Below are 26,072 nucleotides of genomic sequence, written 5' to 3' on the forward strand. Positions count from 1 at the left end.
TCATTCCCACGATCGGCCTTGTGAAACGGCAGCGGGCCGGCCGACCGGCATAAGCGGCGGGGGAGAGCGACATTGAGCGAGGAGCGGCGGGCCGCCGCGGGCGCGGATCATACCCTGAACGCCCTGTGCGGACGCATCTACGAGCGCCACCGCGACACCATCAAGGTGCAGAAGCCCCATGTGGCGGTGGCCAACCTCGCCCGCATCGTCGAGGCGGTGCTCACCCTCTCCAACCGGCAGGGCTTCCACGCCACCACCCTGCGGGACCTCTCCCGCGCGGCGGGCATCAGCATGGGTGGGCTCTATTCCTATTTCGACGGCAAGGACACCCTGCTGCTCATGATCCTGGAGCAGGTAGCCGACGCCGTCACCGAGGCGCTGGGCGCGGTGCCGGCGGAGGTGCGCGCCGATCCCGCCCGGCACCTCTCCTGGCTCATCGCCACCCACGTCTCCCTCTCGGAGGCCATGCAGCCCTGGTTCGTGTTCGCCTACATGGAGGCGAAGGCCTTTCCAGCCCCCGCGCGCAAGGCGGCGGTGGAGAGCGAGCTCGCCACCGAGCGCATGTTCGCGCAGGTGCTGGAAGACGGCGTGCGCACCGGATGCTTCGCGGTGGCCGACACCGGCTTCACCGCCACCCTCATCAAGCCGCTGCTGCAGGACTGGTACGTGAAGCGCGGCAAGTACAGGAAGCGCGGCGTGAACGCCGCCACCTATGCCGCGCGGGTGAGCGACTTCGTGCTCGCGGCTCTGGCGCCACGATCGGTGGCGCCACGCGCCAAGGCGCCGGGCCGGCGGAGCCCGCCATCAGCGGCGGACGCCACCGGCGAGGCCGCGCCCGCCGTGCCGCAGGCGGGAGAGGCACCCAAGCCCGCCCGCCGGCGACGCACGGCGGCGCAGGGCAGCAAGGCGCCGGCCGGAGGCTGAGCGCGCCAAAGCCCGCCCGCCCCCTTCCCCTCCGCGGCAGCCGGCGCGCCCCGTCCCGCGCCGACCGCCAGCTCAGGCCCGGATGCGCCGGACCTTCGCGGAGGGCTTATGCCTTCGGCCTCGGTTTTCCACCGGGGCTGAAGCCATTCCCCGTTTCATGACATCAGCGAAACGCCCTGGTTTCCTGAGTTAGCGCGCTTTCTTCACGCGAACCGGCCGTACTTCGCTCGAAGGCGCTCCAGGCGGACCCCGCTCCAGCGCATGCCGGCTGGGACGAAGACCCGCGAGAGCAGCGCAGGCCTTCGGCTCCGGAACCGAGAGGCGTCAGACCCGCTCGACGATGGCGGCGATGCCCTGGCCGCCGCCGATGCACATGGTGATGAGGCCATAGCGCTGGCCCGTGCGCTGCAGCTCGTAGATGGCCTTCACCGTGAGCACGGCGCCGGAGGCGCCCACCGGATGGCCGAGGGCTATGGCGCCGCCATTGGGGTTCACCTTGGCCGGGTCGAAGCCGAGCGCGCGGCTCACCGCGCAGGCCTGGGCGGCGAACGCCTCGTTGGACTCGATGAGGTCGATGGCATCAAGCGAAAGGCCGGCCTTGGCGAGGGCGATCTTCACCGCCGGCACCGGGCCCATGCCCATCTCCGAGGGATCGACCCCCGCGAGGCCGTAGGAAACGAGCCGCGCCATGGGCTTCAGGCCCTTGGCTTTCACCGCCTCGCCGGTGGCGAGGATGACCATGGCGGCGCCGTCGTTGATGCCGGAGGCGTTGCCGGCGGTCACCGTGCCGTCCTTCTTGAAAACGGGGCGCAGCTTGGTCATGTCCGCCGTGCTCACGTCGGCGCGCACGTGCTCGTCGGTGTCGAACACCACCGTGCCCTTGCGGGTGGTGATCTCCACCGGGGCGATCTGGTCCTTGAAATGGCCGGCGGCGATGGCGGCGGCGGCGCGGCGATGGCTCTCCACCGCGGCGGCGTCCTGCTCCTCGCGCGAGACGCCGTAGCGCTCGGAGACGTTCTCGGCGGTGACGCCCATGTGGCCGTGGCCGAACGGATCGGTGAGCACGCCCACCATCATGTCCACCGCGGTGGTGGAGCCCATGCGCTGGCCCCAGCGGGCGGCGGGCATGAGGTAGCCGCCGCGGCTCATGCTCTCGGCGCCGCCGGCGAGCGCGATTTCCGCATCGCCCAGCCTCAGGATCTGGGTGGCGTTGACGATGGCCTGGAGGCCCGAGCCGCACAGGCGGTTCACGGTGAGGGCGGGCGTTTCCTTGGGCACGCCCGCCTCCATGGCCGCCACGCGCGAGATGTACATGTCGCGCGCCTCGGTGTGGATGACGTTGCCCACCACCGTGTGGCCGACATCAGCGCCGGCGATGCCGGCGCGGGCGATGGCCGCCTTGGCGGCATGGGCGCCGAGGGCGGTGGGGGGAATGTCCTTCAGCGCGCCGCCGAAATCGCCGATGGGCGTGCGGGCGCCGGAAACGATGAAGACTTCGGCGTTGCTCATGGTGGGCTCCTCCCGGAAACCTGTGGGGTGGGCGCTGACGCCCGGCATCGAAAAAACGCGCAGACCTGCGGCGCAGGCCTCACGCCATCGGCCCCGGTCCTCGACCGGCGCCGGTTCATTTCACTCAAGTGCCGCGCGGGCTCGACCGAAGGCCCGAGAGCCACGCCCACGGGCCTTCGGATCAGGCCGCCGCCATCGGCGCGAGGGCCGGCAGCGGGTGGCCGTCACGCGCGCAGAGGCCGCGCACCGCCGCCTCGACGGTTGCGGCACCATAGCGGCGCATGAGGGCGAAGGGACCCTCCTTGAACTTCAGCGCCATCGTGGCGCCCTGGTCCACCGCTTCCGGCGCGGCCACGCCCTCGGCCTGCAGTTCCAGCGCCGGCAGCGCCAGGGCGCCCAGCAGGCGCTGCTCGACGCGGTCGAGATCGGCGCCGGGCACCCGGCCGTCGAGGGGCCAGTCGGCCCCCGTTTCCGCCTGGGTCTTCAGCAGGCCCGCGGTGGCGTAGAAGGGCCCGAGCGCGGCGAGGTTTTCCATGGCGTGGGCGGAGACCGCCGGACGCACGAGGTTCATCACCGTGAACGGGCCAGCCGCGGCCCCCAGGCGCTCCTGCGCCACCTGGTCCACGTCCGCCGTGCCGGCGACGCCGTCTTCCACGATGCGGACCGCTTCGTTGTAATAGGGGCAGAAGAAGCGGTTGATGGCGAAGCCCGGCCGGTCCTTGCAGGGCAGCGGCGTGCGGCGGGTGTGCCGCAGGAAGGCGAGCGCCTTTTCCACCGTCGCCTCCGCGGTAGCCGCCGAGCGCACCACCTCCACCAGGGGCGAGACTTCCGCCGGGCTGAAATAGTGCAGCCCCAGGAAGCGCGGCGCGAAGGTGAAGCCCTCGGCGAGATCGCCCACCTTCAGGGCGCTGGTGTTGGTGGCGAGGATGGCGCCGGGGGCGAGATGCCCTTCCAGCTGCGCGAACAGCGCGCGCTTGACGGCGAGATCCTCGAACACCGCCTCCACCACCACGTCGGCGGCGCCGACGGTCGCGAGATCGGCGGCGGGCAGAAGACGCGCGAGGGCGGCATCGGCATCGGCCTGCGCCATGCGGCCGTTCTTCACCCAACGGGCATAGACGCCGGCGGCGCGGGCCTTCAGCTTCTCGAAGCCGTCCGGCCGCTGGTCGAAAACCGCGACCTCCAGCCCGTGGCGCGCCGCGTCGAGCGCGATGCCGCCGCCCATGAGGCCGGCGCCGATGACCGCCAATCGCTCCATGCCCTGTTCCTTTCGGCCCGAGGGATGCCCTCCGGGCGCCTTCCCGATGCAGCCCACAGCGGTCTTCGGCAACCGCCGCGAGCCTGTCATGCGACTGTATCAAACGATTGTTTGGTTTTTCTCCATACCCCTCCGCGCCCCGCCGCGCAATGCCCCCGCGCGGCCTGGCTCAGGCGCCCGTCAGCGCGGCCGCGCGACGGGCGAAGGCGGCGGCGAGGCGGCCGGTGTCGGCGGCGTTGGCGTCATTGGCGTTGCCCGCCCTGGCGCGGGCGGCGATGCCCTCGAAGATCACCGCCCAGCGGAACAAAGCGAAGGCCATGTGGAAGTCGGTCAACGCCTGGCCATGGCGCGCGACCGCATCATATTCCGCCACGAAGGCGGGAAGCACGGGAATGCCGAGGGCATCGAGATCGAGCCCCGCGATGCCGCCGTACTCGTCCGGCTGCGACACCCAGGCCATGGCGCAGTGGGCGAGGTCCGCCAGCGGATGGCCGAGGGTGGAGAGCTCCCAGTCCAGCACCGCCACCACCTCGGGCCGGGTGGGGTGGAACATGAGGTTGCCAATGCGGTAGTCACCGTGCACGAGGCTGGTGGTGTCGTCGGCGGGGATGTGCGCCGGCAGCCACGCCACCAGATGCTCGATGTTCGCGTCCTCGCGCGTCCGCGAAAGTGCCCACTGCCGGCTCCAGCGCCCGATCTGGCGGGCGAAATAGTTGCCGGGCTTTCCGAAATCGGCGAGGCCGACGGCCACGTGGTCCACATTGTGGAAGGCGGCGAGGGTACGCGCCATGGCCGTGTACATGGCAGCCCGTTCCTCTCGCGGCACGCCCGGCAGGGTGCAGTCGTGGAACACCCGCCCCTCCACCTTCTCCATCACGTAGAAGGGGGTGCCGATGACCTCCCGCTCCGCGCAATAGGCGAGCGCGGGCGGCACCGGCACGCCGGTGCCTGCCAGCGCGCGGATGATGCGGTATTCGCGGTCCACCGCATGGGCCGAAGGCAGCAGATCCCCCGGCGGCTGCTTGCGCAGCACCAGGGCGCGCCCGTCATAATCCACGAAGAAGGTGGGGTTGGACTGCCCGCCGGCGATGGCCGAGAGGCGCGGCGCGCCGCGAAGGCCGTCCACACGGGCCTTCAGCCACGCATCGAGCGCGGCGACATCGAAGCCGGCGCTCATGCCGCCCCTCCCGCCACCGGCCAGCGCCAGAAGTCGCCCTGCTCCTTGTCCAGGAAGCGGTTCAGCACCATGCGGTGTACCTCGTCGGCGCCATCAACCAGCCGCGCCTGCCGAGCGTAGCGGTAGACCCACTCCAGCACCGTGTCCTTGGAATAGCCGCGCGCGCCGTTGATCTGGATGGCGGTGTCGGCCGCCTGGTGCAGCGTGTTGGCGGCCTGGATCTTGGCCATGGACACCTCCTTGCGGGCGAGCCCGCCGCGATCCAGCTCCCAGGCCGCCTTCATCACCAGCAAATGGCCGATCTCGATCTCCATGGCGAGCCGCCCCAGCATGAGCTGCACGCTCTCCCGGTCCGCCAGCCGCACGCCGAAGCCCTGGCGCTCGGCGGCATATTCCCGCGCGATCTCGACACAGCGGGCGGCGAGCCCCAGCCAGCGCATGCAATGGGTGAGACGCGCCGGGCCCAGGCGGATCTGCGTGACCTTCAGCCCCTTGCCGACACCCAGCAGGATGTCTTCCGGCGGGATCTCCAAGCCGTCGAACTCCAGCTCGCAATGGCCGCCGTGCTCCTCCGGCCCCATGATGGGGATGCGCCGCACGATGCGCCAGCCCGGCGCATCGCGGTGGAAGGCGAAAGCGGTGAGGCCGGTGCGCGGATCGTCCGAGGTGCGGGCGATGACGGTGAAGTGCGCCGCCTCCTCCGCCCCGGTGATGAACCACTTGCGGCCATAAATTCGGTAGGCGCCGTTCGGCTGCGCCTCGGCGCGGGTGAGCATCATGCCGGGGTCGGAGCCGCCACCGGGGTGGGGCTCGGTCATGGCGAAGGCCGAGCGCACCTTCCCCTCGACGATGGGGACGAGCCAGCGCGTCTTCTGGTCCGGCGTGCCCACCGCCTCGAACATCATCATGTTGCCGTCGTCGGGCGCGGCGGAATTGAATACCACCGGCCCGAAGATGGAGCGGTTCATCTGCGGGTAGCACACCGCCATGCCCACCCGGCCGACACCGAGCCCGCCGTTCTCCCGTTTCAGCTGCAGGCACCACAGGCCGGCGGCGCGAGCCTTGGCGCGCAGGGCCGCCAGCAGGTCGGGCCGGATGTTCTCGTGGGCGTCATAAGCCGCGGGGTCGGCCTCGTGGGGGAGGATCTCCCCGGCCACGAAATCGGCGATGCGCGCGCGGAGCGCATCGAGCTCTGGGGAGATGGCGAAATCCATGGCGTGCCTCCGCTTTCACCGGGACGGCGCGCCCGCCTCCGGCCCATGCCGCGGGTTCGGACCGACCGGCCGAAACATCTTGCGGCGCAATAACGCCCACCTCAAATTACGAGCGAGCGCTCGTTTTTTAGTTGAGCCGCAACCGGGGCGCAAGGCCCCGGCGGCGAAGACCGCCTCTCAGAACAGCCGCAGCGTCTGGATGGCGCGGTTCAGCACCGCGTAGAGCAGCGCCGTGGACCAGCCGAACAGCAGCAGGCCGTTGCAGGAGGTGATGGGCCCGAGCAGCCGCCATTCGTGGGCGGGCAGCACATCGCCGTAGCCGAGGGTCGTGAAGTTCTCCAGCGCCAGATAGAAGGCGACCTGGGCCGGGGCCGCGCCCACCACCACATAAAGCACCCCCCAGACCATGGCCTGGAGGAAGTGCCCGAGCGTCAGCGCCACGCCGGTGCCGCTCATGACCGCGAGCAGGGTGGGCAGGGAGTGTTCCTTCACGCGGCGATGGGCGCGCTTCTGCAGGGCCCGCACCAGTGCGACCGTGAGCACCGCCTGCATGGCAATGGTGATGGCGCTCACCAGAAGGCCGAACACGATCTCGCCGAGCTGCATGACTCCTCCCGAAAGACGCGGCCGCGCCCGGGCCCGAGATGCCACCCCGCGCCGATGAATGCCAGCCGCGCATTGATCTTCGGCCCTTTGTGTGTATTTTGCAGCGCAACTTTCCCCTTTCTCTGGCGGGCCCGAGGAACTCGGTCTCGCGTTTTGGTGCTGGAAGCCCATGAAGCTGCGCAATATCGCCATCATCGCCCACGTCGACCACGGCAAGACCACCCTGGTGGACGAGCTTCTCAAGCAGTCGGGCTCCTACCGCGAGAACCAGCGCGTGGCCGAGCGCGTGATGGATTCCAACGACCTGGAAAAGGAACGCGGCATCACCATCCTCGCCAAGGCCACCTCGGTGGTGTGGAAGGATACCCGCATCAACATCGTCGACACCCCCGGCCACGCCGACTTCGGCGGCGAGGTGGAGCGCATCCTGAACATGGTGGACGGCGCCATCGTGCTGGTGGACGCCGCCGAGGGCCCCATGCCGCAGACCAAGTTCGTGGTCGGCAAGGCGCTCAAGATCGGCCTGAAGCCGATCGTCGCCATCAACAAGGTGGACCGCTCCGACGCCCGGCCGACCGAGGTGATCAACGAGGTGTTCGACCTGTTCGCGGCGCTCGACGCCACCGACGAGCAGCTCGATTTCCCCATCCTCTACGGCTCCGGCCGCAGCGGCTGGATGGCCGACAGCCCCGAGGGCCCGCAGGACCAGGGCATGGCCCCCCTGTTCGACCTCGTGCTGAAGCACGTGCCTGCGCCGACCGTGCATGAGGGCCCGTTCCGCATGATCGGCACGCTGCTGGAAGCCAACCCCTTCCTCGGCCGCATGCTCACCGGGCGCATCACCTCCGGCACCCTGAAGCCGAACCAGGCGATCAAGGTGCTGGCGCAGGACGGCTCCCTGGTGGAGCAGGGCCGCGTGTCCAAGATCCTCGCCTTCCGCGGCATTGAGCGCCAGCCCATCGAGGAAGGCGTCGCGGGCGACATCGTCGCCATCGCCGGCCTGTCCAAGGGCACCGTCGCCGACACCTTCTGCGCGCCCGAAGTGACCGAGCCGCTGGCCGCCCAGCCCATCGACCCGCCCACCGTCACCATGACCTTCATCGTGAACGACAGCCCGCTGGCCGGCACCGAGGGCGACAAGGTCACGAGCCGCGTCATCCGCGACCGCCTGTTCCGCGAGGCCGAAGGCAATGTGGCGCTCAAGATCGAGGAATCCACGGAGAAGGATTCCTTCTTCGTGTCCGGCCGCGGCGAACTCCAGCTCGCGGTGCTGATCGAGACCATGCGCCGCGAGGGCTTCGAGCTCGCCGTGTCGCGTCCGCGCGTTGTGTTCCAGAAGGACGAGGCCAGCGGCAACGTGCTGGAGCCCATCGAGGAAGTCCTCATCGACGTGGATGAGGAATATTCCGGCACCGTCGTGCAGAAGATGAGCGAGCGCAAGGCCGAGATGATCGAGATGCGCCCCTCCGGCGGTAATCGCCAGCGCCTCGTGTTCTACGCCCCCACCCGCGGCCTCATCGGCTACCAGTCGGAGCTGCTCACCGACACCCGCGGCACCGCCATCATGAACCGCCTGTTCCACGATTACGCCCCCTACAAGGGCGAGATCGCCGGCCGGGTGAACGGCGTGCTGATCTCCAACGAGCAGGGCGAGGCGGTGGCCTATGCCCTGTGGAACCTGGAAGACCGCGGCCCGATGATCATCGAGCCGGGCTGGAAGGTGTATCAGGGCATGCTGGTGGGCATCCACAACCGGGATAACGACCTGGAAGTGAACGTGCTCAAGGGCAAGAAGCTCACCAACATCCGCACCACCTCCAAGGACGAGGCTGTGCGCCTGACCCCGCCGATCCGCATGACGCTCGAGCGCGCCCTGGCCTGGATCCAGGACGACGAGCTGGTGGAGGTGACGCCGAAGTCCATCCGCCTGCGCAAGCGCTACCTCGATCCCAACGAACGCAAGCGCAACGAGCGCAAGGGCGTGAGCGAGATGGCCTGAAGAACCGCGTGAGCAGGGCGGCCTGAACCCGCCCCTCCGCCCGACCATGAAAAAAGCCCGGCCCCGCGGCCGGGCTTTTTTCATGGCACGTCGCCATCGGGCCCCCGCGGCAACCGGCGCCGCGCGGACTTCCCCCAGCGGGGGCGTACGGTCTCCAGGTGGACGTGGCGCAAAATCCTTGGGTCAGCCCACCGGTCGGTGGCGTCAGGCCAGGATCTGCCCGGCGATGCGGCGGCGAATCTCCTCCTGCCGCGCCCGCACGAGATCGGGCAGCAGGAAGGCATCCACGATGAACCAGATGACGCCGATCACGAAGAAATAGGACACGATCTGCAGGATCGCCGTGCCGGTCTTGCCAAGGTAGAAGCGATGGGCCGAAAATAGCCCCAGGAACAGCCAGAACATGTAGGCGAGCGTCATGCTCGGCCCGTCATTGGCAAGCCGCGCTTCAATGTAGGTTCGGGTGGCAAGGTCTGGGGACATCGGGAGATCCGCGGTTCTGAGTGGGGCGCCGGCACTCCTACGCCGGTTCGCCGCAGCGAGAAAGACGTGCCGGCCGCCCGCGACACGGACCACCACGCCGCAACGCATCACCCCCTATTTACCCGTCCGCGCCGCCGTTTCGCGGCCGGCGCGCTGCCCCGCCCTCCGGAGGTGCCGCCCATGAGCTTCGTTCCCTGTCCCGATCCCGCGCCCGGCGATGCCGCCGGCTGCGCGGCGGTGGAAACCGTCCTCGTGCCCCGCAGCCGCGATATCGGCGGCATGGAGGTGGGCCGCGTGCTGCCCTCCGCCCAGGGGCAGATGATCGGCCCCTTCATCTTCTTCGACCGCATGGGCCCCGTGCGCTTCGGCCCGCACCAGGCCGAAGATGTACGCCCCCATCCGCATATCGGCCTCGCCACCGTCACCTATCTGCTCGACGGGCAGATGATTCACCGCGACAGCCTGGGCAGTGCGCAGGTCATCACCCCCGGCGCCGTGAACCTCATGACCGCCGGGCGCGGCATCGTGCACTCAGAACGCCACGATGCGGCAGTGAAGGCGCAGGGCGGGCTTCTTTCCGGCGTCCAGCTCTGGCTCGCGCTGCCCGAGGCGCGGGAGGAGGGTGCGCCGGACTTCTTCCACGCCGGCGCCGCCGAGCTGCCGCTGCTGGAGGATGGCGGCGTTTCGGCGCGGATCATCATGGGCTCCGCCTTTGGCGCCGCCTCCCCCGTGCCGCTCGCCTCCCCCACTGTCTACGTGGACGCGCGCCTTGCCGATGGCGCCGCGCTGCCGCTCGATGCGGAGCACGAGGAGCGCGCGCTGTTCATCCTCGAAGGCGAGGTGGAGGTGGACGGCACGCCCTTCCCCACGGGGCGGATGCTGGTGATCCGCAACGGCCTTTCCACCCATGCGCGGGCGCGCGGGCCGGCGCGGGTGCTGCTGCTCGGCGGCGCCGCGCTGGAGGGCCCACGCTACATCTGGTGGAACTTCGTCTCCTCCCGCCTGGAGCGCATCGACGCGGCGCGGGAGGCGTGGCGGCAGGGCCGCTTCGACCTCATTCCCACCGACCATGACGAATTCATCCCCGCGCCCGAGGACGGCCCCGGCCGCCCCCGCGCCCAGCGCCCGCGCGGGTAAAGCGAATTCGCGGCAGGGCGCGCCGGTGCAGGTCGCCGCCGGCCCGTTGGCGCCGGCACAGGGCTGGTGCGCCGGGGGGGGCGAATCACGCTGCCGACGCCGGCCCTCGCGCGGCCCCGGCGGGTCTCACACAAGCGCCGCGCGACCTTTGGCATCACTCCAGGGCCGGCACCCTGCCCCAAAAGAAAACGCCCGGCCAAGGCCGGGCGTCGGCAGTCTCGCGGTGGGGCGGCGCGGCGCGCGTCAGCCCACGGCAGTCTGCGGGTTCACGCTCTGGCGCTTCGTCTGCAGCTTGTTGAGGGCCGAGATGTAGGCGCGGGCGGAGGCCACCAGCGTGTCGGGATCGGCGGCGCGGGCGGTCACCACCTTGCCGTTCTCCTCCAGGCGCACGGACACCTCCGCCTGGGCATCGGTGCCCTCGGTCACTGCATGGACCTGGTAGAGCTCCAGCTTGGCGGTGTGGGGCACCAGCGCCTTGATGGCGTTGAAGGTGGCATCCACCGGGCCGTTCCCCTCCGCCTCCTCGGTCTTCACCACGCCGTCCGCCTCCACCTTCATGGTGGCGCGCTGGGGGCCATGGGTGCCGGCGATGATGGAGAGGGAGATGAGGCGGATGCGCTCGTTGGCGGCCACGATGCCCTGGTCCACCAGCGCCTCGATGTCCTCGTCGTAGACCACCTTCTTGCGGTCGGCGAGGTCCTTGAAGCGCGCGAAGGCGTCATTCAGGGCGTTCTCGCCCAGCTCGTAGCCCATGGTCTTCAGCTTGTCGCGGAAGGCGGCGCGGCCGGAATGCTTGCCCATCACCAGCGAGGTCTTGGAAACGCCCACGCTCTCGGGAGTCATGATCTCGTAGGTCTGGGTGTGCTTGAGCATCCCGTCCTGGTGGATGCCGCTTTCGTGGGCGAAGGCGTTCCGGCCCACGATCGCCTTGTTGTACTGCACGGGGAACGAGGTGACCGCCGACACCAGCTTGGAGGCGCGGGTGAGCATGCGAGTGTTGATGCCCGTGCGGTAGGGGAAGGCATCTGAGCGGGTGTCGATGGCCATCACCACCTCCTCCAGCGCCGCATTGCCGGCCCGCTCGCCGATGCCGTTGAGGGTGCACTCGATCTGCCGCGCGCCGCCGGCCAGGGCGGCCAGCGAATTGGCCACGGCCATGCCGAGATCATCGTGGCAATGGGCGGAGAAGACCGCCTTGTCCGAGTTGGGCACCCGCTCGATCACGGTGCGGAACAAAGCCTGGTACTCGGCCGGGGTGGTGTAGCCCACGGTGTCGGGAATGTTGATGGTGGTGGCGCCGGCGTCGATGGCGGCCTCCACGCAGCGGCAGAGGAAGTCTATCTCGGTGCGGGTGCCGTCCTCGGACGACCACTCCACGTCGTCCACGTGGTTGCGGGCGCGCGAGACCGAGGCCACGATCATCTCCAGCACCTGGTGCGGCTCCTTCTGGAGCTTGTACTTCATGTGCACCGGCGAGGTGGAGAGGAAGGTGTGGATGCGCGCGCGCGCGGCGTGCTTCACCGCCTCGGCGCAGCGGTCGATGTCGTTCAGGGCGGCGCGGGAGAGGCCGGCGATGACGGAGCGCTTGGAGCGGCGCGCGATCTCCGACACGCTCTCGAAATCGCCGATGGAGGCGATGGGGAAGCCCGCCTCGATCACATCGACACCCATGTCGTCGAGCAGCTCGGCCACCTGCAGCTTCTCCTCCAGGGTCATGGAGGCGCCGGGGCACTGCTCGCCGTCGCGCAGGGTGGTGTCGAAGATGATGACGCGGTCCTTTTCCGTGGCGGTCGCGGGCGTGGCGGTCACGGAGGCGGTGGAAGCGGTGTCGGTCATCGGAACGGTCCTTCTCGCATTCCGGCGGCGCCGCCTCCCTCGGGGAGGTCATGGGCGCGGAAGATGCCGGATCATAAGCCGAAACGGGCGCCGGGTGTTATTCCGGCGGCGGATCAGGTCCCCTGAGCGCCCAGGCATGGCCCGGCCGGCCCTCAGGGGCGGCTAAGGAGGAGAAGCGCGCGCAGAATAAGAGCGTTGTTCCCGGGAACCTTGATGGTCCGGGTTGCAGAGGCGGCAGTCTTGGTCGTGCGGGACGACACGGGGCTCAGCTCTCGGCGGTTGCGCTCAGGAGCCGCCGTGATAGCCGACCCCGGCGCGGCGCGCAAGAAAAAAGCCGCGCTCGGGTGCCGGGCGCGGCCTGCCTCTCTGCGCGGGCCGGCGCGCGGTCAGCTCTGCTCGTGCTTGGGCTTCTCCGCAGCACGGCGGCCGAAGTCGGGCGCGGCGGTCTCCTGCCCCTGCTCGATGATGGAGCGGCGGATGGCCCGGGTGCGGGTGAAGTGCGCGAACAGCGTGTCGCCGTCGCCGTAGCGGATGGCGCGCTGGAGGGCGGTGAGGTCCTCCGTGAAGCGGCCGAGCATCTCCAGCACCGCCTCGCGATTGTAGAGGAACACGTCGCGCCACATGGTGGGGTCCGACGAGGCGATGCGGGTGAAGTCGCGGAAGCCGCCGGCGGAGAACTTGATGACCTCCGAGGCCAGGGTCTCCTCCAGCTCCGCCGCCGTGCCCACGATATTGTAGGCGATGAGGTGGGGCACGTGGGAGGTGATGGCGAGCACCAGGTCGTGGTGCTGGGCGCTCATGAACTCCACGTTCGCGCCCATGCCCCGCCACAGGGCCGCAAGCCGCTCCACCGCCTCCGGATCGGCGCCGGCGGGCGGGGTGACGATGCACCAGCGGTTCTCGAACAGGCTGGCGAAGCCGGCATCGGGCCCGGAGAATTCCGTGCCCGCCACCGGATGGGCCGGCACCAGATGGGCATGGGGCGGCACATGGGGCGCCATGGCCTCCACCACCGCGCCCTTCACGGAACCGACATCGGACAGGATGGCACCGGCCTTCAGCTCCGGCCCCACCTCGGCCGCCACCGCGCGGGAGGCGCCGACCGGCACGCAGGCGATGACGATATCAGCCTCGCGCGCGGCCTCCGCGGCGCTTTCCGCAACCTCATGGGCGAAGCCCAGCTCCGCCACCCGGCGGCGCACGGCCGCGTCGCGGTCGGACACCACGACGGCCTGCGCGAGGCCCTTCTCGCGCGCCGCGCGGGCCACCGACGAGCCGATGAGGCCGGCGCCGATGACAGCGAGGCGCTGCACCAGGGGGGCGCTCACGCCGGCTTTCCTTCCAGGAAGTCCTTGAGCGCGGCGACCACCTTCAGGTTCGCCTCCTCCGTGCCCACCGTCATGCGCAGGGCGTCGGGCAGGCCGTAGGATGCCACCGAGCGCAGGATCAGGCCGCGGCGGGTGAGGAAGGCGTCCGCCTCCTTCGCCGTGCGGCCCGGCACCGGCGGGAAATGGATGAGCAGGAAGTTGGCGACCGAGGGCGTCACGTTGAGGCCGAGCTTCTCGATCTCGGCGGTGAGCCAGGGCAGCCACTGGGCATTATGGGCCACCGAGCGCTCCACATGGGCGGCGTCGGCGATGGCGGCGGCGCCCGCGAGCAGGGCCGGCGCGTTCATGTTGAAGGGCCCGCGCACCCGGTTCATGGCGTCGATGACGGGGGCCGGGCCCACCGCCCAGCCGATGCGCAGCGCCGCGAGGCCGTGGATCTTGGAGAAGGTGCGGGTCATCAGCACGTTCTCGGCCGAGAGGGCCAGTTCGAGCCCGGTCTCGAAATCGTTGCGGCGGACATATTCGGCATAGGCCGCGTCGAGCACGAGCAGCACGTTGGGCGGCAGACCGGCGTGCAGGCGGCGCACCTCGCTGAAGGGCAGGTAGGTGCCGGTGGGATTGTTGGGATTGGCGACGAACACCACCCGCGTGCGCGCGCTCACCCTGGCGAGGATGGCGTCGACATCGGTAGTCAGGTCGACTTCCGGCGCCACCACCGGCACGCCGCCGGCCGCCAGCGTGGCGATGCGGTACACGAGGAAGCCGTGCTGGGAGAAGATCACCTCGTCGCCATCCCCCACGAAGGTGTGGGCCACGAGGTTCAGCAGCTCGTCCGAACCGGCGCCGCAGATGATGCGCGCGGCGTCGAGGCCCTCGGCGCGGGCGATGGCCTCGCGCAGCAGGTGGGCCGAGCCGTCGGGGTAGTCCTGCAGGTTGCCGGCGGCGGTGGCGAACGCCTCCACCGCCTTCGCGCTGGGGCCGAGCGGGGTCTCGTTGGAGGAGAGCTTGAACACCTTCTCCACCCCCGGCGCATGGCTCTTGCCCGGCACATAAGCCTCGATCTGGAGCACGCCGGGGCGTGGCTGCGGACGGGAGGGCGCGGCGGGGTCGGTCAGCACGGGGGACATTTCAGGGAACTCCAGGACTCGTCTCGGCCGACGGCCCACGAAAGGGCCGTCGCGCGGGAGCCATATCACGCTTTCAGGTCACGATTGCACTTGGTGGACGGCGGCGTGGCTGCCCACCTCGCGCACGCCGCGGATGCCGGCTCCGGCACCCTCCAGGGCGGCGAGCACCTCTGCGATGCCGCGGCCGGGCGGCAGCGAGACCAGCAGCGCCGCGCCGTCGAGGGCGTCGTCGGGGGCGATCAGCGTCTCGGCGAAGGCCGGCAGGGCATGGCCCGCCCGCGCGCTCCAGCCGGAAACGCGCACCGAATGCACGCGCACCTCGGTCACCGCGGCGTCGAGAATGGGATGGGACACCACGAACACCGGCAGCGCGGCGGGGTGGTCCGCCCGCTCCACGAACGGCAGGCGAGCGATGATCTTCGGCGCGCCATCGGCCTCGAGGGCGGTCCACCAGGGGGTGGCGCCCACGGTGGCGGGCAGCAGGCCGAGATCCCCGCGCGAGGCGGCCACCGCCTCGATCACCCCGCTCGCGCCCATGTGCGGCACGAACGGCACGGTGAATCCGAAGTGGAAGCGCGCGCTGTCGCGCATGGCCGGCTCGCCCACGGCAAGGTCGGCGTGGACGGCGTAAGGCGCCTGCACATAGGTGAAGGTGGCGATGATGACGCGCCAGATGCTCTCCACCGTGTCGAGGGGCAGAAGGCCGTGGTGGCGTTCCACCAGCCGGCGCATCATGTCCGCCTCGCGGGCAGGACGGAAAGCGGAACCGCCCTCGGCGCCCTGGGTACGCTTCACGCGCACCAGCCGGTCGATGATCTCGCTGCGCTCCATCAGGAGGCGATGCATGGTCTCGTCGATGCGGTCGATCTCGGCGCGCAGGTCGGCGAGGGAGGGGGATGCGAAAGGATGTGTCATGATCTGGCCGGCTCGCGGGCAGGCTTAGCGGGAACGGCGGCGAGAATCAAAGGATTGTTGGCGTCCCTCAGGCCGCGCCGGGCGGCGGGGGCGGAGGTTCCGGCGGCGGCAGGCGGGCGGCGCGCTCCGCGGGACGGCGCAGCACCGGCTTGAAGAAGCCGGCGGTGCACCCGGCGACCAGCCAGTAGGCCAGCCCCCCGGCAAGGCCCGCAGCCGCCACGTAGAAGGGATCGTGCACCACCGCGTTCGCCTGAGCGTCCGATGCGAGCATCTGCGCGCCGATCCAGGCGGAAACCGCGCCGTTGGCGGCATGGAACATCCAGGAGCGCACCGCGAACAGCTCGGAGAACAGGATGCCCGCCGCCGCCACCAGCCACATGGCCGACACCAGCAGCGCCACCAGCGTGCCCGCCGCCACCACGGCCACCACCAGCCCCAGCGCCGCCTCCTCCGGCTGCGGCGTATCGAACAGGGTGCCGATGCGCCATTCGCCGACGAGGATCACCGCCGCACCCGCCAGCACCGCGCAGAGATAGCCGAGCGGCACCAGGATCAGGCGCAGGAGAAGGCGGACGAGGGAATCCACGGGATCCATGGCGCCTCATGCCGGCCGGTGGCAGACGGCTTCCACATTGGTGCCGTCGGGGCCCAGCACGAAGGCGGCGTAATAGTCGGAGTGGTAATGGGGCCGCAGGCCCGGCGCGCCATTGTCGCGCCCGCCGGCAGCGAGCGCCGCCCGATGGAACGCGTCCACCGCCGCCCGGTCCGGCGCGGTGAAGGCCACGTGCAGGGGCACGGCACGCCCCGCTCCGCCGGAGATCCAGAACTCCGGCTTGCCGGCGCCGAAGCCGATGGCGGCGTGGCCGCCGGTTTCGGCCGCGCTCACCTCCATGGCGATGGAGAGCCCCAGCGGCGCCAGGGCGGCGCGATAGAAAGAGCGCGCGCGCTCCAGGTCGGCGACGGTGATGCCCACATGGTCCAGCATGTGCCCCTCCTTCGGCCGCACCGCAGACGCGCGGCGCACCTGGATGACTTCGCCGCTTCGGCGCGGCCCGGCTTATTCCGCCGCTTCGGCGGAGGCGGCCATGGCGCGGTAGGCGAGGCGCTCACGGGCGGAGAGCTTCTCGCTCTCGCTCTTGAGCTGCCCGCAGGCGGCCAGGATGTCCCGCCCGCGCGGGGTGCGCACCGGGCTCGCGTAGCCGGCGCGGAACACGATGTCCGAGAAGCGCTCGATGGTGTCCCAGTCGGAGCATTCGTATTGCGTGCCCGGCCAGGGGTTGAAGGGGATGAGGTTGATCTTGGCCGGCACCCCTTCCAGCAGCTTCACCAGGGCGCGCGCATCGGCGGGCGAATCGTTCACGCCCTTCAGCATCACGTACTCGAAGGTGATGCGCTTGGCGTTGGAGGCGGCCGGATAGGTGCGGCAGGCCTCCATCAGCACCTTGATGGGATACTTCTTGTTGATGGGCACCAGCACGTCGCGCAGGTCGTCGCGCACAGCGTGGAGGGAGATGGCGAGCATGGGCCCCACCTCCGCGCCCAGCCGCTCGATCTCCGGCACCACGCCCGAGGTGGACACCGTGATGCGCCGCTTGCCGAGGCCGAGCCCGTCGCCGTCGGACAGGATCTCGATGGCTTCCTTCACGCTGTCATAGGCATAGAGCGGCTCGCCCATGCCCATGAAGACGATGTTGGTGACGAGGCGGTCGCCCTCGGTGGGCAGGCCGGGGGCCACCGCGCGATCACGGCCGGGATAGTCGCCCAGCCGGTCGCGCGCCACCATCACCTGGGACACGATCTCGGCGGCGGTAAGGTTACGTACCAGACGCTGGGTACCGGTGTGGCAGAAGGCGCAATTGAGGGTGCAGCCCACCTGGCTGGAGACGCAGAGCGTGCCGCGGTCGCTCTCGGGGATGTAGACGGTCTCGATGTCGTGGGGCTTCTCGCCGGGCTGGTCGGCGGGGAAGCGCAGCAGCCACTTGCGGGTGCCGTCCTGAGAGACCTGCTCCATCACGATCTCGGGCCGCGCCAGCGTGAAGCGCTCCTCGAGGCGGGCGCGCAGGTGCTTGGAGACGTTGGTCATCTCCTCGAAATGGGTGGCGCCGCGCAGGTAGATCCAGTGCCAGAGCTGGTTGACGCGCATGCGCTGCTCGCGCTCGGGCACGCCGATGGCGGCCAGCGCCCCGGCGAGCTTCGCCCGGTCGAGACCCACGAGCGAGGGCAGCGCCGGCCGGCCCTCGTCGGCACCGGAAGGGGCGCAGGGGGCGGCAGGGGCGGATACGGTGTCGGAAGCGCTGGTCATGACGTCACACATAAGCGTTCCCGCCGCGCCTTTCCACAGGCACGGCGGGCGGGAGACGTCTTCAACCAGCCGATTGGGGCGCCGCCGCGGCGGAGCGCCGGCTACTTGCACTCCTGGGTGGCGCGGTCCAGCGCCTGGCCGATGCCGGAGAGGGAGTATTTGTCGGTGGTCTGGTTGCCCTTCACCGAGGTGCTCACCACGGTGAGGTCCTTGCCCTTGCGCATGGCGTCCACGAGCTTGGTCTCGTCGGCCACGTTGCGCACCCAGGCGCCCTTGTCCTTGGTGTAGAGCTGGAGCGTGAACGAGCCCACGGAGAGGGTCGCGTCCGAGCCGTCCTTCAGCGGGAAGCCCATGGTGATGCTCACCTCGTTCTTCACGTTCTCGCCCGGCCGGGTGGAGACGAAGAAATAGGCGGGATCACGGCTCAGCCCCACCGGCAGGCGGGTCTTGGGCTGGGAGATGGCATAGCAGACCTTGGGCGTCGAGGTGGACGCATAGACGCTCCAGTCGCCGAACTGGGCGATGGGCTTCGACTGCCCCTGCGCCAAAGCGGGGGTCGCGACGGCCGCGCAGAGGAAGGCGCCGAAAAGCGCCAGGGAGCGCGTGGAAAGGCGCGTCGGACGGACACGACGGGGTGCCATAGCTTCTCCTTGTCGTTGCGGCCCGCATCCCTCCTGGCGGTGCGGGCTGGCGAAACTGAGGGGTGAGCCTGTGTGCCGCGTGAGCGATCGAGGCGGTCCCGGCAAGGATGGCAGGCATGCCTTGCCTTTTCTTAAACCGACGGCCGCGCTCACCTCAATGTGTGCAAAACTCGAACCTGGTCCCGGGAATCAGGGCACGGGGACCTTGCGTGTCCCGCCACTTCATGGCGCCAATCCAGCAAGACCAGAAACGTCCCGCGCTCAGGCGCCACATGCTGCGGCGGGCCACACTATCCGTCCGCCCTTTGCGAAAGGGTAAAGCAATGGTGAGCGGGCGCGGCCGATGCGGGAGGCGTGAGCCATGAAGGCGGTTCTGTGCGTGCGTCATGGGCCACCGGAAGCCCTCGAGGTGGTGGACCTGCCCGATCCCGTGCCGGGACCGGGCGAAGTGGTGGTGGAGGTCGCGGCCATCGGCCTCAACTTCTTCGACACGCTGATCATCCGCGATCTCTACCAGGTGAAGCCGCCGCTGCCGTTCTCGCCGGGCGCCGAGTTCGCCGGCCATGTGGCGGCCCTGGGCGCGGGCGTCGAGGGCTTTTCCATCGGCGACCGCGTGTGCGGCTACATGACCTCCGGCGCCGCGCGCGAGAAAGTGAAGGTGGCGGCCGAGTTCCTCGCCCGTGTGCCCGATGATCTTGACCTCGTGAAGGCGGCCGGCCTCATCGTGACCTACGGGACCGCCGCCTACGCCCTGCAGGATCGCGGAAATTTGAAGGCCGGAGAGACCCTCGCCGTGCTCGGCGCCTCCGGCGGGGTGGGGCTGGCGGCGGTGGAACTCGGCAAGATCCTCGGCGCCCGCGTCATCGCCTGCGCCTCCTCTCCGGAAAAGGTGGCCTTCGCCCGCGCCCACGGGGCGGACGCGGGGCTCGACTACAGCGCGGAAGACCTCAAGGCTGGCCTGAAAGCCTTCGCCGGCCCGCGCGGGCTCGACATGGTCTATGACCCCGTGGGCGGCGACTATGCGGAACCGGCGCTGCGGGCGCTGGGCTGGGAGGGGCGCTTCATGGTGGTGGGCTTCGCCGCCGGCGCCATCCCGAAGATCCCGTTCAACCTGCTGCTGCTGAAGAATTGCGATGCCCGCGGCGTCGCCTTCGGCGCCAAGGCCAATGCCGATCCGAAATGGCTGAGGGACACCATCCAGGATCTGGTCGGCCACGCGCGCGACGGGCGCATCTCGGCCCATGTGGACCAGACCTTCCCGCTGCAGCGCTGCGCCGATGCCATCGGCGAGATCGCCGGCCGTCGGGTGAAGGGCAAGGTGGTGCTTACCACCCGCTGAGCCCGGCAACTGCGCGGGGCCGGGCGGCACCCCGTGCGTCAGGCCCGGCCGCGCATGTCGTCGAGCGCGTCTCGGGCGGCCACGTGGTGGTGCGGCTTGATGTGGTCGGAGATGAGGCGCATGGCCGCCATCAGCACCGCCGCGTCATCGGTGAAGCCGATGACGGGGAATACGTCCGGCAACGCATCCACCGGCAGCACGAAATAGGCGAGCGCGGCCAGCAGGGTGGCCCGCACCTTCATGGGCGTGTTGCGGTCGAGGGCGGCGAAATAGGCCGCGGTCGCCTCCTCGGCAAAAGGCACGTAGGTGGCCTGCCGCTTCAGCTTCTTCCAGAAGCCGTGGCGGACACGGGCCTCATTCTTCGTCGCGCCCGCCCCGTCGGCACCATTCAGGATGCTCCATTCAAGAGCGGCGAACTGAGCGGTATTGGAAGACGTCGTCATGGCTCGCAACCCGGTCACGGCCATCGGTCTCGCAAGATTCAGCGCGGACACCGCGCGCTCCACTGCGCCGACGACCTGATGACATTTGAAACTTGTCCTGTGTCAGGAAAATGAATTCTGCGCCGCGGCGCAACATCAACATGCGTTGCGACGGCCAATTAATAGCATTTCCAAACTGGGACTCTCCCCGCCTCACACGAGGAGAGGATAGGCCGCCTCCACGAGGTAAGGCCCGCCGCCCACCGAATCCCGCGACGAGAACAGGACGAAGCGCGGCACGTGGAACACCGCGCTGCGATAGGGCCCGCGCAGGGCGAGATAGTCCGCCACCTGCCGGCTGGAGGCGTCGCGCAGGCGGGCGAGGGTGACATGCGGGCGGAAGTTGCGGCCCTCGGCGCCCAGGCCCAGGCGCTGGAGGATGCGCTCCTGCTCGGCCTGCAGCTCCACCAGGGCGGGCGTAGCCTTCACCGCCGCGAACAGCGAGCGCGGCTTGCGCCCGCCGAACTGGTCAAGCCCCTGGAGCATCAGGTCGAAGGCCGGTCGCCGCACGGCGGCGAGCATCTCCATGATGTCGCGGCCGGTGGCGTCGTCCACGTCACCGATGAAGCGCAGCGTCACGTGGTAGTTTTCAGGATCGATCCAGCGCGCCCCGGAAAGGCCGCCCCTCAGGAAGGAGAGGCCCTGGCCCACGTCCGGCGGGATCTCGATGGCGGTGAACAGGCGCGGCACGATGGCCTCCGCTTTTACCTGGGTACGACCCTACGCGCATCAAAGGAGATTCGCGCCCGCGAGGAAAGCGCGAGAATGCGGCCGCCATGCGCCATGCACATCGCGGCCGGCGAGCCGGGAGGCGGCGCCCCCCGGCCCTACTTCGGCACCGGCACGAGGATGTCGATCTTCAGCGCGTCGGGTGCGGTCGCGGCAAGGTCGGTGCGGTAACGTTCCACATAGAGCTCGTCCGCGGTGATGTTCTTCTCGTCGAGATAGTTGGCGATCTGCTCGTAGGTGTTGTCCATGTCGGCGAAGGAGCCGGAATGGGAAAACTGCAAAACCTTGCCGGCATAGGAGCCGCCGAGCTTCATGCTGCCGTCCGGCTTCTGCGTGGTCGTGCCGGAGAACGGCAGCTGGGCCTCGAAATCGAAGCCGAGGTCGTCGCTGGCGGTGTAGACCACCATGGCGTCGCCGGCGCGGGCGAGGCCGAGGCGGGAAAGTTCCTTGTCCAGGGCCTTCATGGTGGCCACGAGCTTGTCGTAAGCCTCCTCCCAGGTGGCGTGGCCGGAGAGGGCGAGCACCGGCACCGGGGCGAGGGTCAGCTCCTCGGGAATGAAGGCCGCGGAGGGCGGCGCGATCGGCGTCGTCTCCACCGGCTTGGGGTCCACCACGGGCGGCGGGGTGAGGGCATCATCCTTCGGCTGCGCGGGCGCAGGCGCGGCGGGCTGGGCCGGAGCGGGCTGCTGGGCCTGCGCCGGCGGCGCGAGGACGAGCGGCAGCGCCGCGAGGGCGAGCGCCAGCAGGGCCGCCGGGCGCCGGAGGGCGCCGAACATCATCTTGGTAACAGGGGCGCCCTGCGCCGCGCGAGCCGACATCATCCGTCCTCCGTGCCGGCAGCGAACGCCCGGCAACGGTGCAGTTTCTACCATGATCCTCGGCATCTTGGAGGCCACAGTGCGGCCGGCCTGCGGCGCGCGGGGGGTGGCGCCCGGCGCCGTTCGGCGCCATATACGTGCGGTCGACACTCCCTGATGCCCGCCGGCCCCGGACGGGCGGCCGAAAGCCCATGCCCGCGCTCGCCCATCGCCCCTTCGTCAAGATGAACGGTCTCGGCAACGAGATCCTGGTGCTCGACCTGCGCGACACCGCGGCGGAGGTGACCGCCGCCGAGGCCCGCGCGCTGGCGCGCCCCGGCGTGCTGCCGTTCGACCAGGCCATGGTGCTCCACCCGCCCCGCCGGGACGACACCGCCGCCTTCGTGCGCATCCTCAACAGCGACGGCTCCCTCTCCGCCGCCTGCGGCAACGGCACCCGCTGCATCGCCGCCCACGAGGCCCGGCGCACCGGCGCCCGCCACATCCTGTTCGAGAGCGAGGCCGGCCTGCTGGACTGCCGGGTGCATGAAGACGGCACCGTGACCGTGGACATGGGCCCCCCGCGCCTCGGCTGGAAGGAGATCCCCCTCTCCCACGACGTGGGCGACACCGCCGCCGTCATGGTGCCCGGCTTCGAGGCGCTCGGCCCGGCGAGCCTCGTGAGCATGGGCAATCCCCACGCTGTCTTCTTCGTGCCCGACGCGGACGCGGTGGACGTGGAGGGTCTCGGCGCCGCGCTGGAGCGCCACCCCCTGTTTCCCGAGCGCGCCAACATCTCCTTCGCCAGCCTGAAGGGACCGGACGACATCCTGCTCCATGTGTGGGAGCGCGGCGCCGGCCGCACGCGCGCCTGCGGAACGGCCGGCTGCGCCACCGCCGTCAGCGCCGCCCGCACCGGGCGCACGGGGCGCGCGGCGCGGGTGCGCCTGCCCGGCGGCGACCTCTCCATCTCCTGGCGCGCGGGCGACGACCACGTGCTGATGACCGGGCCGGTGGAATTCGAGTTCGAAGGCGCCCTCACCCCCGCCATGCTCGGGGAGGCCGGCTGATGGCGCAGGGCGACGGGCCCGTGCGGGTCGAGACCTTCGGCTGCCGGCTCAATGCCCTGGAAAGCGACGGCCTGCTGCGCGCCGCCACCGACGCCGGCCTCTCGCGCACGCTGGTGGTGAATACCTGCGCCGTGACCGGGGAGGCCGTACGCCAGGCGCGCCAGGCCATCCGCCGCGCCCGCCGCGCCGACCCGGACCTGCGCATCGTGGTCACCGGCTGCGCCGCCCAGACCGAGCCCGAGACCTTCGCCGACATGGCCGAGGTGGACCTCGTGCTCGGCAATGCCGCCAAGGCCGCGCCCGCCACCTGGAGCGCGACCCGCGCCACGCTCGACTTCGGCCTTGCCGCCGAGGCGCGGGTGCAGGTGCAGGACATCTCGGCCGTGCGGGAGGCGACCCCCCATCTCGCCGACGCCTTCGCCGGGCACACCCGCGCCTTCGTGGAGGTGCAGAACGGCTGCGACCATCGCTGCACCTTCTGCATCATCCCTTTCGGCCGGGGCCCCTCGCGCTCGGTGCCCATGGGCGCCGTGGTGGCGCAGGTGCGCCGGCTGGTGGAGAGCGGCCACCGCGAGGTGGTGCTCACGGGAGTGGACCTCACCTCCTACGGCGCCGGCCTGCCGGGGCGCCCCGGCCTCGGCCGGCTGGTGCGCGCGGTGCTGCGCGAGGTGCCCCGGCTGGAGCGGCTGCGCCTGTCCTCCCTCGACGCGGTGGAGGCGGACGCCGATCTGCTGTCCGCCCTCGCGGAGGAGCCGCGCCTGATGCCCCACCTGCACCTCTCGCTCCAGTCCGGAGATGACCTGGTGCTGAAGCGCATGAAGCGCCGCCACACCGGCGCCGAGGCGCTCGCCTTCATCGCCACCCTGCGCCGGCTGCGGCCGGACGTGGTTCTGGGGGCCGACATCATCGCCGGCTTCCCCACCGAGACCGAGGGCCAGTTCCGCAACACCCTCGCGTTCCTGGAAGAGGCGGGCATCGCCTTCGTCCACGCCTTCCCCTACTCCGCCCGCCCCGGCACGCCGGCGGCGCGCATGCCCCAGGTGCCCGGCGCCGAGGTGGCGGAGCGCGCCGCGCGCCTGCGCGCCCTCGGCGCCCGCCTGCTGCATGGCCACCTCGCCGGCGAGGTGGGCCGCCGACGCGCCGTGCTGGTGGAAGCCGGCGGGCGCGGGCATACGGAGCATTTCACCCCGGTGCGCCTCGCCCGGCCGCTCACGCGCGGCACGCTGGCGGAGGTGCGCATCGCCGGCCACGACGGCACGCGCCTGCTCGCGGCCTGATCCCATCCGAAGGAACGGCGTTACCCCATGAGCCAAGAGGCCCCCCCGCAGGACTCCAACGACCCGAACCCGGCGCAGGGCCCGGACGCGCCGAAGAAGAAGCGCGGCTTCTGGGGCTGGCTGAGGGGCCGCCCGGACGAGGCCGGAACGACCCCGGACCAAGCGGCCGCGCCCGAGGGCGCTCCCGGCGCGGACACGCCGATGGCGCCGTCCGAGCCCGGCCAGGCCACAAGCGGGGAAACTGCGGGCGAAGCCCCCACACCGGCGGAACCCTCGACGGCAGCTGCAGCGGCGGACGAAACCCAATTCGCCGCGACGGGCGCCTGGGACGACGCAGCGACGCCCGCGGCACAACCCGTCTCCGCCACCCCCGAACCACATTCCGAACCCCCGACGGCGCCCGCCGCGGTGGAGCCGCGGGATGAGGCCCAGCCGGCTCCCGCGGCGGAACCGGCGCGTGAAAGTCCCGCGACAGAGCCGCGGGCCTCGCGGGACGCCGGCCTCGTGCCGCCGGAAGCGGCCGCCGCCACGGCGCCGACCCCCGCGACACCCGCTGCGACGGAGCGTCAACAGGAGGCCGAGGCGGCAAGGCAGCCAGCCTCCGCGGCGGAGCCGGTGCTTGAAGCCACCGTGACAGGGACGCTGGCGTCACAAGACACCGACATCGCCCCGCCGGACGCATCAGCGGCCACGGCGTCGCCCCCCACGATGGAGCCCGCGGCCGCCGGAGCCCCCTCCCCCGAAGCTGTGCTCCCGGCTTCCACGACACCGGCGCCACCGTCCGAGGAAAGCGGCCCGGAGCCCGAGGTCGTGGAAGACCTGGCCGCGCTTCCGGCCCAGGCGGAACCCGCCGCGCCCGCGCCTCGCAAGGGCTTCTGGTCCCGCCTCGCCTCCGGGCTGGCGCGCACGGCATCGAGCCTCGGCCAGGGCATCACCGACCTCGTCTCCAAGCGCAAGCTGGACGCCGAGACGCTGGAGGATCTGGAGGACGTGCTCATCCGCGCCGACCTGGGCGTGGAGACCGCCATGCGGATCGTGGAGGCCGTGGGCAAGGGCCGGCACGACAAGATGATCTCCCCCGACGAGGTCAAGGGCCTCATCGCGGCCGAGGTGGAGCGCATCCTGGAGCCGGTGGCCAAGCCCCTGGTGGTGGACCACAAGCACCGCCCGTTCGTGGTGCTCATGGTGGGGGTGAACGGATCGGGCAAGACCACCACCATCGGCAAGCTCGCCGCCCAGTGGCGGCACGAGGGCAAGAAGGTGGTGCTGGCCGCCGGCGACACCTTCCGCGCCGCAGCCATCGACCAGCTCAAGGTGTGGGGCCAGCGCACCGGCACCCGCGTCATCGCCAAGGAACCGGGGGCGGACGCCGCCGGCGTCGCCCACGACGCCCTCACCGAGGCGCGGGCCGAGGGCGCGGACATCCTGCTCATCGACACCGCCGGCCGGCTGCAGAACCGCACCGAGCTGATGGCCGAGCTGGAGAAGATCGTGCGCGTGGTGAAGAAGCTGGAGCCCTCCGCGCCCCACGCGGTGCTGCTGGTGCTCGACGCCACCGTGGGCCAGAACGCCCTGTCCCAGGTGGAGGCCTTCACCCGCATCGCCGGCGTCACCGGCCTCGTGATGACCAAGCTCGACGGCACGGCGCGCGGCGGCATCCTGGTGGCCATCGCCGCCAAGCACCGCCTGCCGGTGCACCTCATCGGCGTCGGCGAGGGGGCGGACGACCTCCAGCCCTTCACCGCGCGTGACTTCGCCCGCGCCATCGCCGGGCTGGACTGAGATCCGGAGCAGCGCCGCGCCCCGCAAGGACCGATGCCGGCGACAGCGCGGGCCGTTTCGCCGCGACCGCGACCTCGGGGGTGCGCGGGTGGCATTCCCCCCCCCCGCGGAAGAAGCCTGACATGAGAAAGCCCATGAGC

At 70.7% G+C, this 26,072-nt stretch carries 24 protein-coding genes; 7 read left to right on the top strand and 17 right to left on the bottom strand.

Annotated elements, in window-relative coordinates:
- Nucleotides 1-72: 72 nt before the first annotated feature.
- Nucleotides 73-924 carry a TetR/AcrR family transcriptional regulator gene (locus tag V5F61_RS14640; protein WP_393988687.1) on the top strand — a complete coding sequence of 284 codons (852 nt, stop codon included), beginning with the start codon at nt 73-75 and terminating at the stop codon, nt 922-924.
- A 324-nt stretch (nt 925-1,248) separates the two neighbouring features.
- Here the strand turns inward: V5F61_RS14640 and V5F61_RS14645 are convergent, their stop codons facing one another.
- The 5 genes from V5F61_RS14645 to V5F61_RS14665 all read right to left on the bottom strand — a co-directional run bounded on the left by V5F61_RS14645 (nt 1,249) and on the right by V5F61_RS14665 (nt 6,688).
- Nucleotides 1,249-2,433, bottom strand: coding sequence for an acetyl-CoA C-acyltransferase family protein (locus tag V5F61_RS14645; protein ID WP_393988686.1), 1,185 nt, complete (start codon nt 2,431-2,433; stop codon nt 1,249-1,251).
- Nucleotides 2,434-2,614: 181 nt separating this feature from the next.
- Nucleotides 2,615-3,691 carry a 3-hydroxyacyl-CoA dehydrogenase gene (locus V5F61_RS14650; protein WP_393988685.1) on the bottom strand — a complete coding sequence of 359 codons (1,077 nt, stop codon included), beginning with the start codon at nt 3,689-3,691 and terminating at the stop codon, nt 2,615-2,617.
- A gap of 169 nt (nt 3,692-3,860) precedes the next feature.
- On the bottom strand, nt 3,861-4,868 hold the full coding sequence (locus V5F61_RS14655; RefSeq protein WP_393988684.1) for a phosphotransferase family protein: 1,008 nt from the start codon (nt 4,866-4,868) through the stop codon (nt 3,861-3,863).
- The gene (locus tag V5F61_RS14660; RefSeq protein WP_393988683.1) at nt 4,865-6,082 is read right to left on the bottom strand and encodes an acyl-CoA dehydrogenase family protein; all 1,218 of its coding nucleotides are present in this window, start codon (nt 6,080-6,082) and stop codon (nt 4,865-4,867) included. Before V5F61_RS14660 ends, V5F61_RS14655 begins: the two co-directional genes overlap by 4 nt.
- Nucleotides 6,083-6,259: 177 nt before the next feature.
- Nucleotides 6,260-6,688 carry an ion channel gene (locus V5F61_RS14665; protein WP_393988682.1) on the bottom strand — a complete coding sequence of 143 codons (429 nt, stop codon included), beginning with the start codon at nt 6,686-6,688 and terminating at the stop codon, nt 6,260-6,262.
- A gap of 169 nt (nt 6,689-6,857) precedes the next feature.
- Here V5F61_RS14665 and typA point away from each other — a divergent pair, with 169 nt between their 5' ends.
- Nucleotides 6,858-8,687, top strand: a complete 1,830-nt coding sequence (gene typA / locus V5F61_RS14670) for a translational GTPase TypA (protein ID WP_393988681.1) — start codon at nt 6,858-6,860, stop codon at nt 8,685-8,687.
- Between the two features lie 204 nt (nt 8,688-8,891).
- Here typA and V5F61_RS14675 read toward each other — a convergent pair whose 3' ends face one another.
- Nucleotides 8,892-9,170 carry a TM2 domain-containing protein gene (locus tag V5F61_RS14675; RefSeq protein ID WP_393988680.1) on the bottom strand — a complete coding sequence of 93 codons (279 nt, stop codon included), beginning with the start codon at nt 9,168-9,170 and terminating at the stop codon, nt 8,892-8,894.
- Between the two features lie 180 nt (nt 9,171-9,350).
- Here V5F61_RS14675 and V5F61_RS14680 point away from each other — a divergent pair, with 180 nt between their 5' ends.
- Nucleotides 9,351-10,307, top strand: a complete 957-nt coding sequence (locus V5F61_RS14680; protein WP_393988679.1) for a pirin family protein — start codon at nt 9,351-9,353, stop codon at nt 10,305-10,307.
- A gap of 243 nt (nt 10,308-10,550) precedes the next feature.
- Here V5F61_RS14680 and V5F61_RS14685 read toward each other — a convergent pair whose 3' ends face one another.
- From V5F61_RS14685 to V5F61_RS14720, 8 genes are all read right to left on the bottom strand, one after another.
- Nucleotides 10,551-12,143, bottom strand: coding sequence for a 2-isopropylmalate synthase (locus tag V5F61_RS14685; protein ID WP_393988678.1), 1,593 nt, complete (start codon nt 12,141-12,143; stop codon nt 10,551-10,553).
- Between the two features lie 386 nt (nt 12,144-12,529).
- Nucleotides 12,530-13,471 carry a prephenate/arogenate dehydrogenase family protein gene (locus tag V5F61_RS14690; RefSeq protein ID WP_393988677.1) on the bottom strand — a complete coding sequence of 314 codons (942 nt, stop codon included), beginning with the start codon at nt 13,469-13,471 and terminating at the stop codon, nt 12,530-12,532.
- Nucleotides 13,468-14,598: a histidinol-phosphate transaminase gene (gene hisC, locus V5F61_RS14695; RefSeq protein WP_393988676.1), complete on the bottom strand. Its 1,131-nt coding sequence runs from the start codon at nt 14,596-14,598 to the stop codon at nt 13,468-13,470. The genes V5F61_RS14690 and hisC overlap by 4 nt, the downstream gene beginning before the upstream one ends.
- A 78-nt stretch (nt 14,599-14,676) precedes the next feature.
- The gene (locus V5F61_RS14700) at nt 14,677-15,513 is read right to left on the bottom strand and encodes a chorismate mutase (protein ID WP_393988675.1); all 837 of its coding nucleotides are present in this window, start codon (nt 15,511-15,513) and stop codon (nt 14,677-14,679) included.
- 67 nt (nt 15,514-15,580) lie between these two features.
- Nucleotides 15,581-16,108, bottom strand: coding sequence for a hypothetical protein (locus V5F61_RS14705; RefSeq protein WP_393988674.1), 528 nt, complete (start codon nt 16,106-16,108; stop codon nt 15,581-15,583).
- A 6-nt stretch (nt 16,109-16,114) separates the two neighbouring features.
- A complete protein-coding gene (locus tag V5F61_RS14710) occupies nt 16,115-16,498 on the bottom strand; it encodes a VOC family protein (RefSeq protein ID WP_393988673.1) in 384 nt (127 codons plus the stop codon).
- Between the two features lie 72 nt (nt 16,499-16,570).
- Complete coding sequence (rlmN, locus tag V5F61_RS14715) at nt 16,571-17,815, bottom strand: 23S rRNA (adenine(2503)-C(2))-methyltransferase RlmN (protein ID WP_393988672.1); 1,245 nt, start codon at nt 17,813-17,815, stop codon at nt 16,571-16,573.
- Between the two features lie 101 nt (nt 17,816-17,916).
- The gene (locus tag V5F61_RS14720; protein ID WP_393988671.1) at nt 17,917-18,456 is read right to left on the bottom strand and encodes an invasion associated locus B family protein; all 540 of its coding nucleotides are present in this window, start codon (nt 18,454-18,456) and stop codon (nt 17,917-17,919) included.
- A 361-nt stretch (nt 18,457-18,817) separates the two neighbouring features.
- Here V5F61_RS14720 and V5F61_RS14725 point away from each other — a divergent pair, with 361 nt between their 5' ends.
- The gene (locus V5F61_RS14725) at nt 18,818-19,795 is read left to right on the top strand and encodes an NADPH:quinone oxidoreductase family protein (RefSeq protein ID WP_393988670.1); all 978 of its coding nucleotides are present in this window, start codon (nt 18,818-18,820) and stop codon (nt 19,793-19,795) included.
- 38 nt (nt 19,796-19,833) lie between these two features.
- Here V5F61_RS14725 and V5F61_RS14730 read toward each other — a convergent pair whose 3' ends face one another.
- The 3 genes from V5F61_RS14730 to V5F61_RS14740 all read right to left on the bottom strand — a co-directional run bounded on the left by V5F61_RS14730 (nt 19,834) and on the right by V5F61_RS14740 (nt 21,827).
- Nucleotides 19,834-20,238 carry a YkvA family protein gene (locus V5F61_RS14730; protein WP_393988669.1) on the bottom strand — a complete coding sequence of 135 codons (405 nt, stop codon included), beginning with the start codon at nt 20,236-20,238 and terminating at the stop codon, nt 19,834-19,836.
- 192 nt (nt 20,239-20,430) lie between these two features.
- The gene (gene thpR / locus V5F61_RS14735) at nt 20,431-20,967 is read right to left on the bottom strand and encodes an RNA 2',3'-cyclic phosphodiesterase (protein WP_393988668.1); all 537 of its coding nucleotides are present in this window, start codon (nt 20,965-20,967) and stop codon (nt 20,431-20,433) included.
- A 137-nt stretch (nt 20,968-21,104) separates the two neighbouring features.
- A complete protein-coding gene (locus tag V5F61_RS14740; RefSeq protein WP_393988667.1) occupies nt 21,105-21,827 on the bottom strand; it encodes a GyrI-like domain-containing protein in 723 nt (240 codons plus the stop codon).
- A gap of 188 nt (nt 21,828-22,015) precedes the next feature.
- Here V5F61_RS14740 and dapF point away from each other — a divergent pair, with 188 nt between their 5' ends.
- From dapF to ftsY, 3 genes are all read left to right on the top strand, one after another.
- On the top strand, nt 22,016-22,873 hold the full coding sequence (gene dapF / locus V5F61_RS14745) for a diaminopimelate epimerase (protein ID WP_393988666.1): 858 nt from the start codon (nt 22,016-22,018) through the stop codon (nt 22,871-22,873).
- Nucleotides 22,873-24,150 carry a tRNA (N(6)-L-threonylcarbamoyladenosine(37)-C(2))-methylthiotransferase MtaB gene (gene mtaB, locus V5F61_RS14750; RefSeq protein WP_393988665.1) on the top strand — a complete coding sequence of 426 codons (1,278 nt, stop codon included), beginning with the start codon at nt 22,873-22,875 and terminating at the stop codon, nt 24,148-24,150. The genes dapF and mtaB overlap by 1 nt, the downstream gene beginning before the upstream one ends.
- 201 nt (nt 24,151-24,351) lie before the next feature.
- Nucleotides 24,352-25,932 (top strand): signal recognition particle-docking protein FtsY, encoded by a 1,581-nt coding sequence (gene ftsY, locus V5F61_RS21255; protein WP_445329451.1) that lies wholly within the window; start codon nt 24,352-24,354, stop codon nt 25,930-25,932.
- The last annotated feature ends 140 nt before the right edge of the window (nt 25,933-26,072 follow it).

The sequence above is a fragment of the Xanthobacter sediminis genome, from assembly GCF_043195015.1.
In the GTDB taxonomy this organism is placed as follows: Bacteria; Pseudomonadota; Alphaproteobacteria; order Rhizobiales; family Xanthobacteraceae; genus Xanthobacter.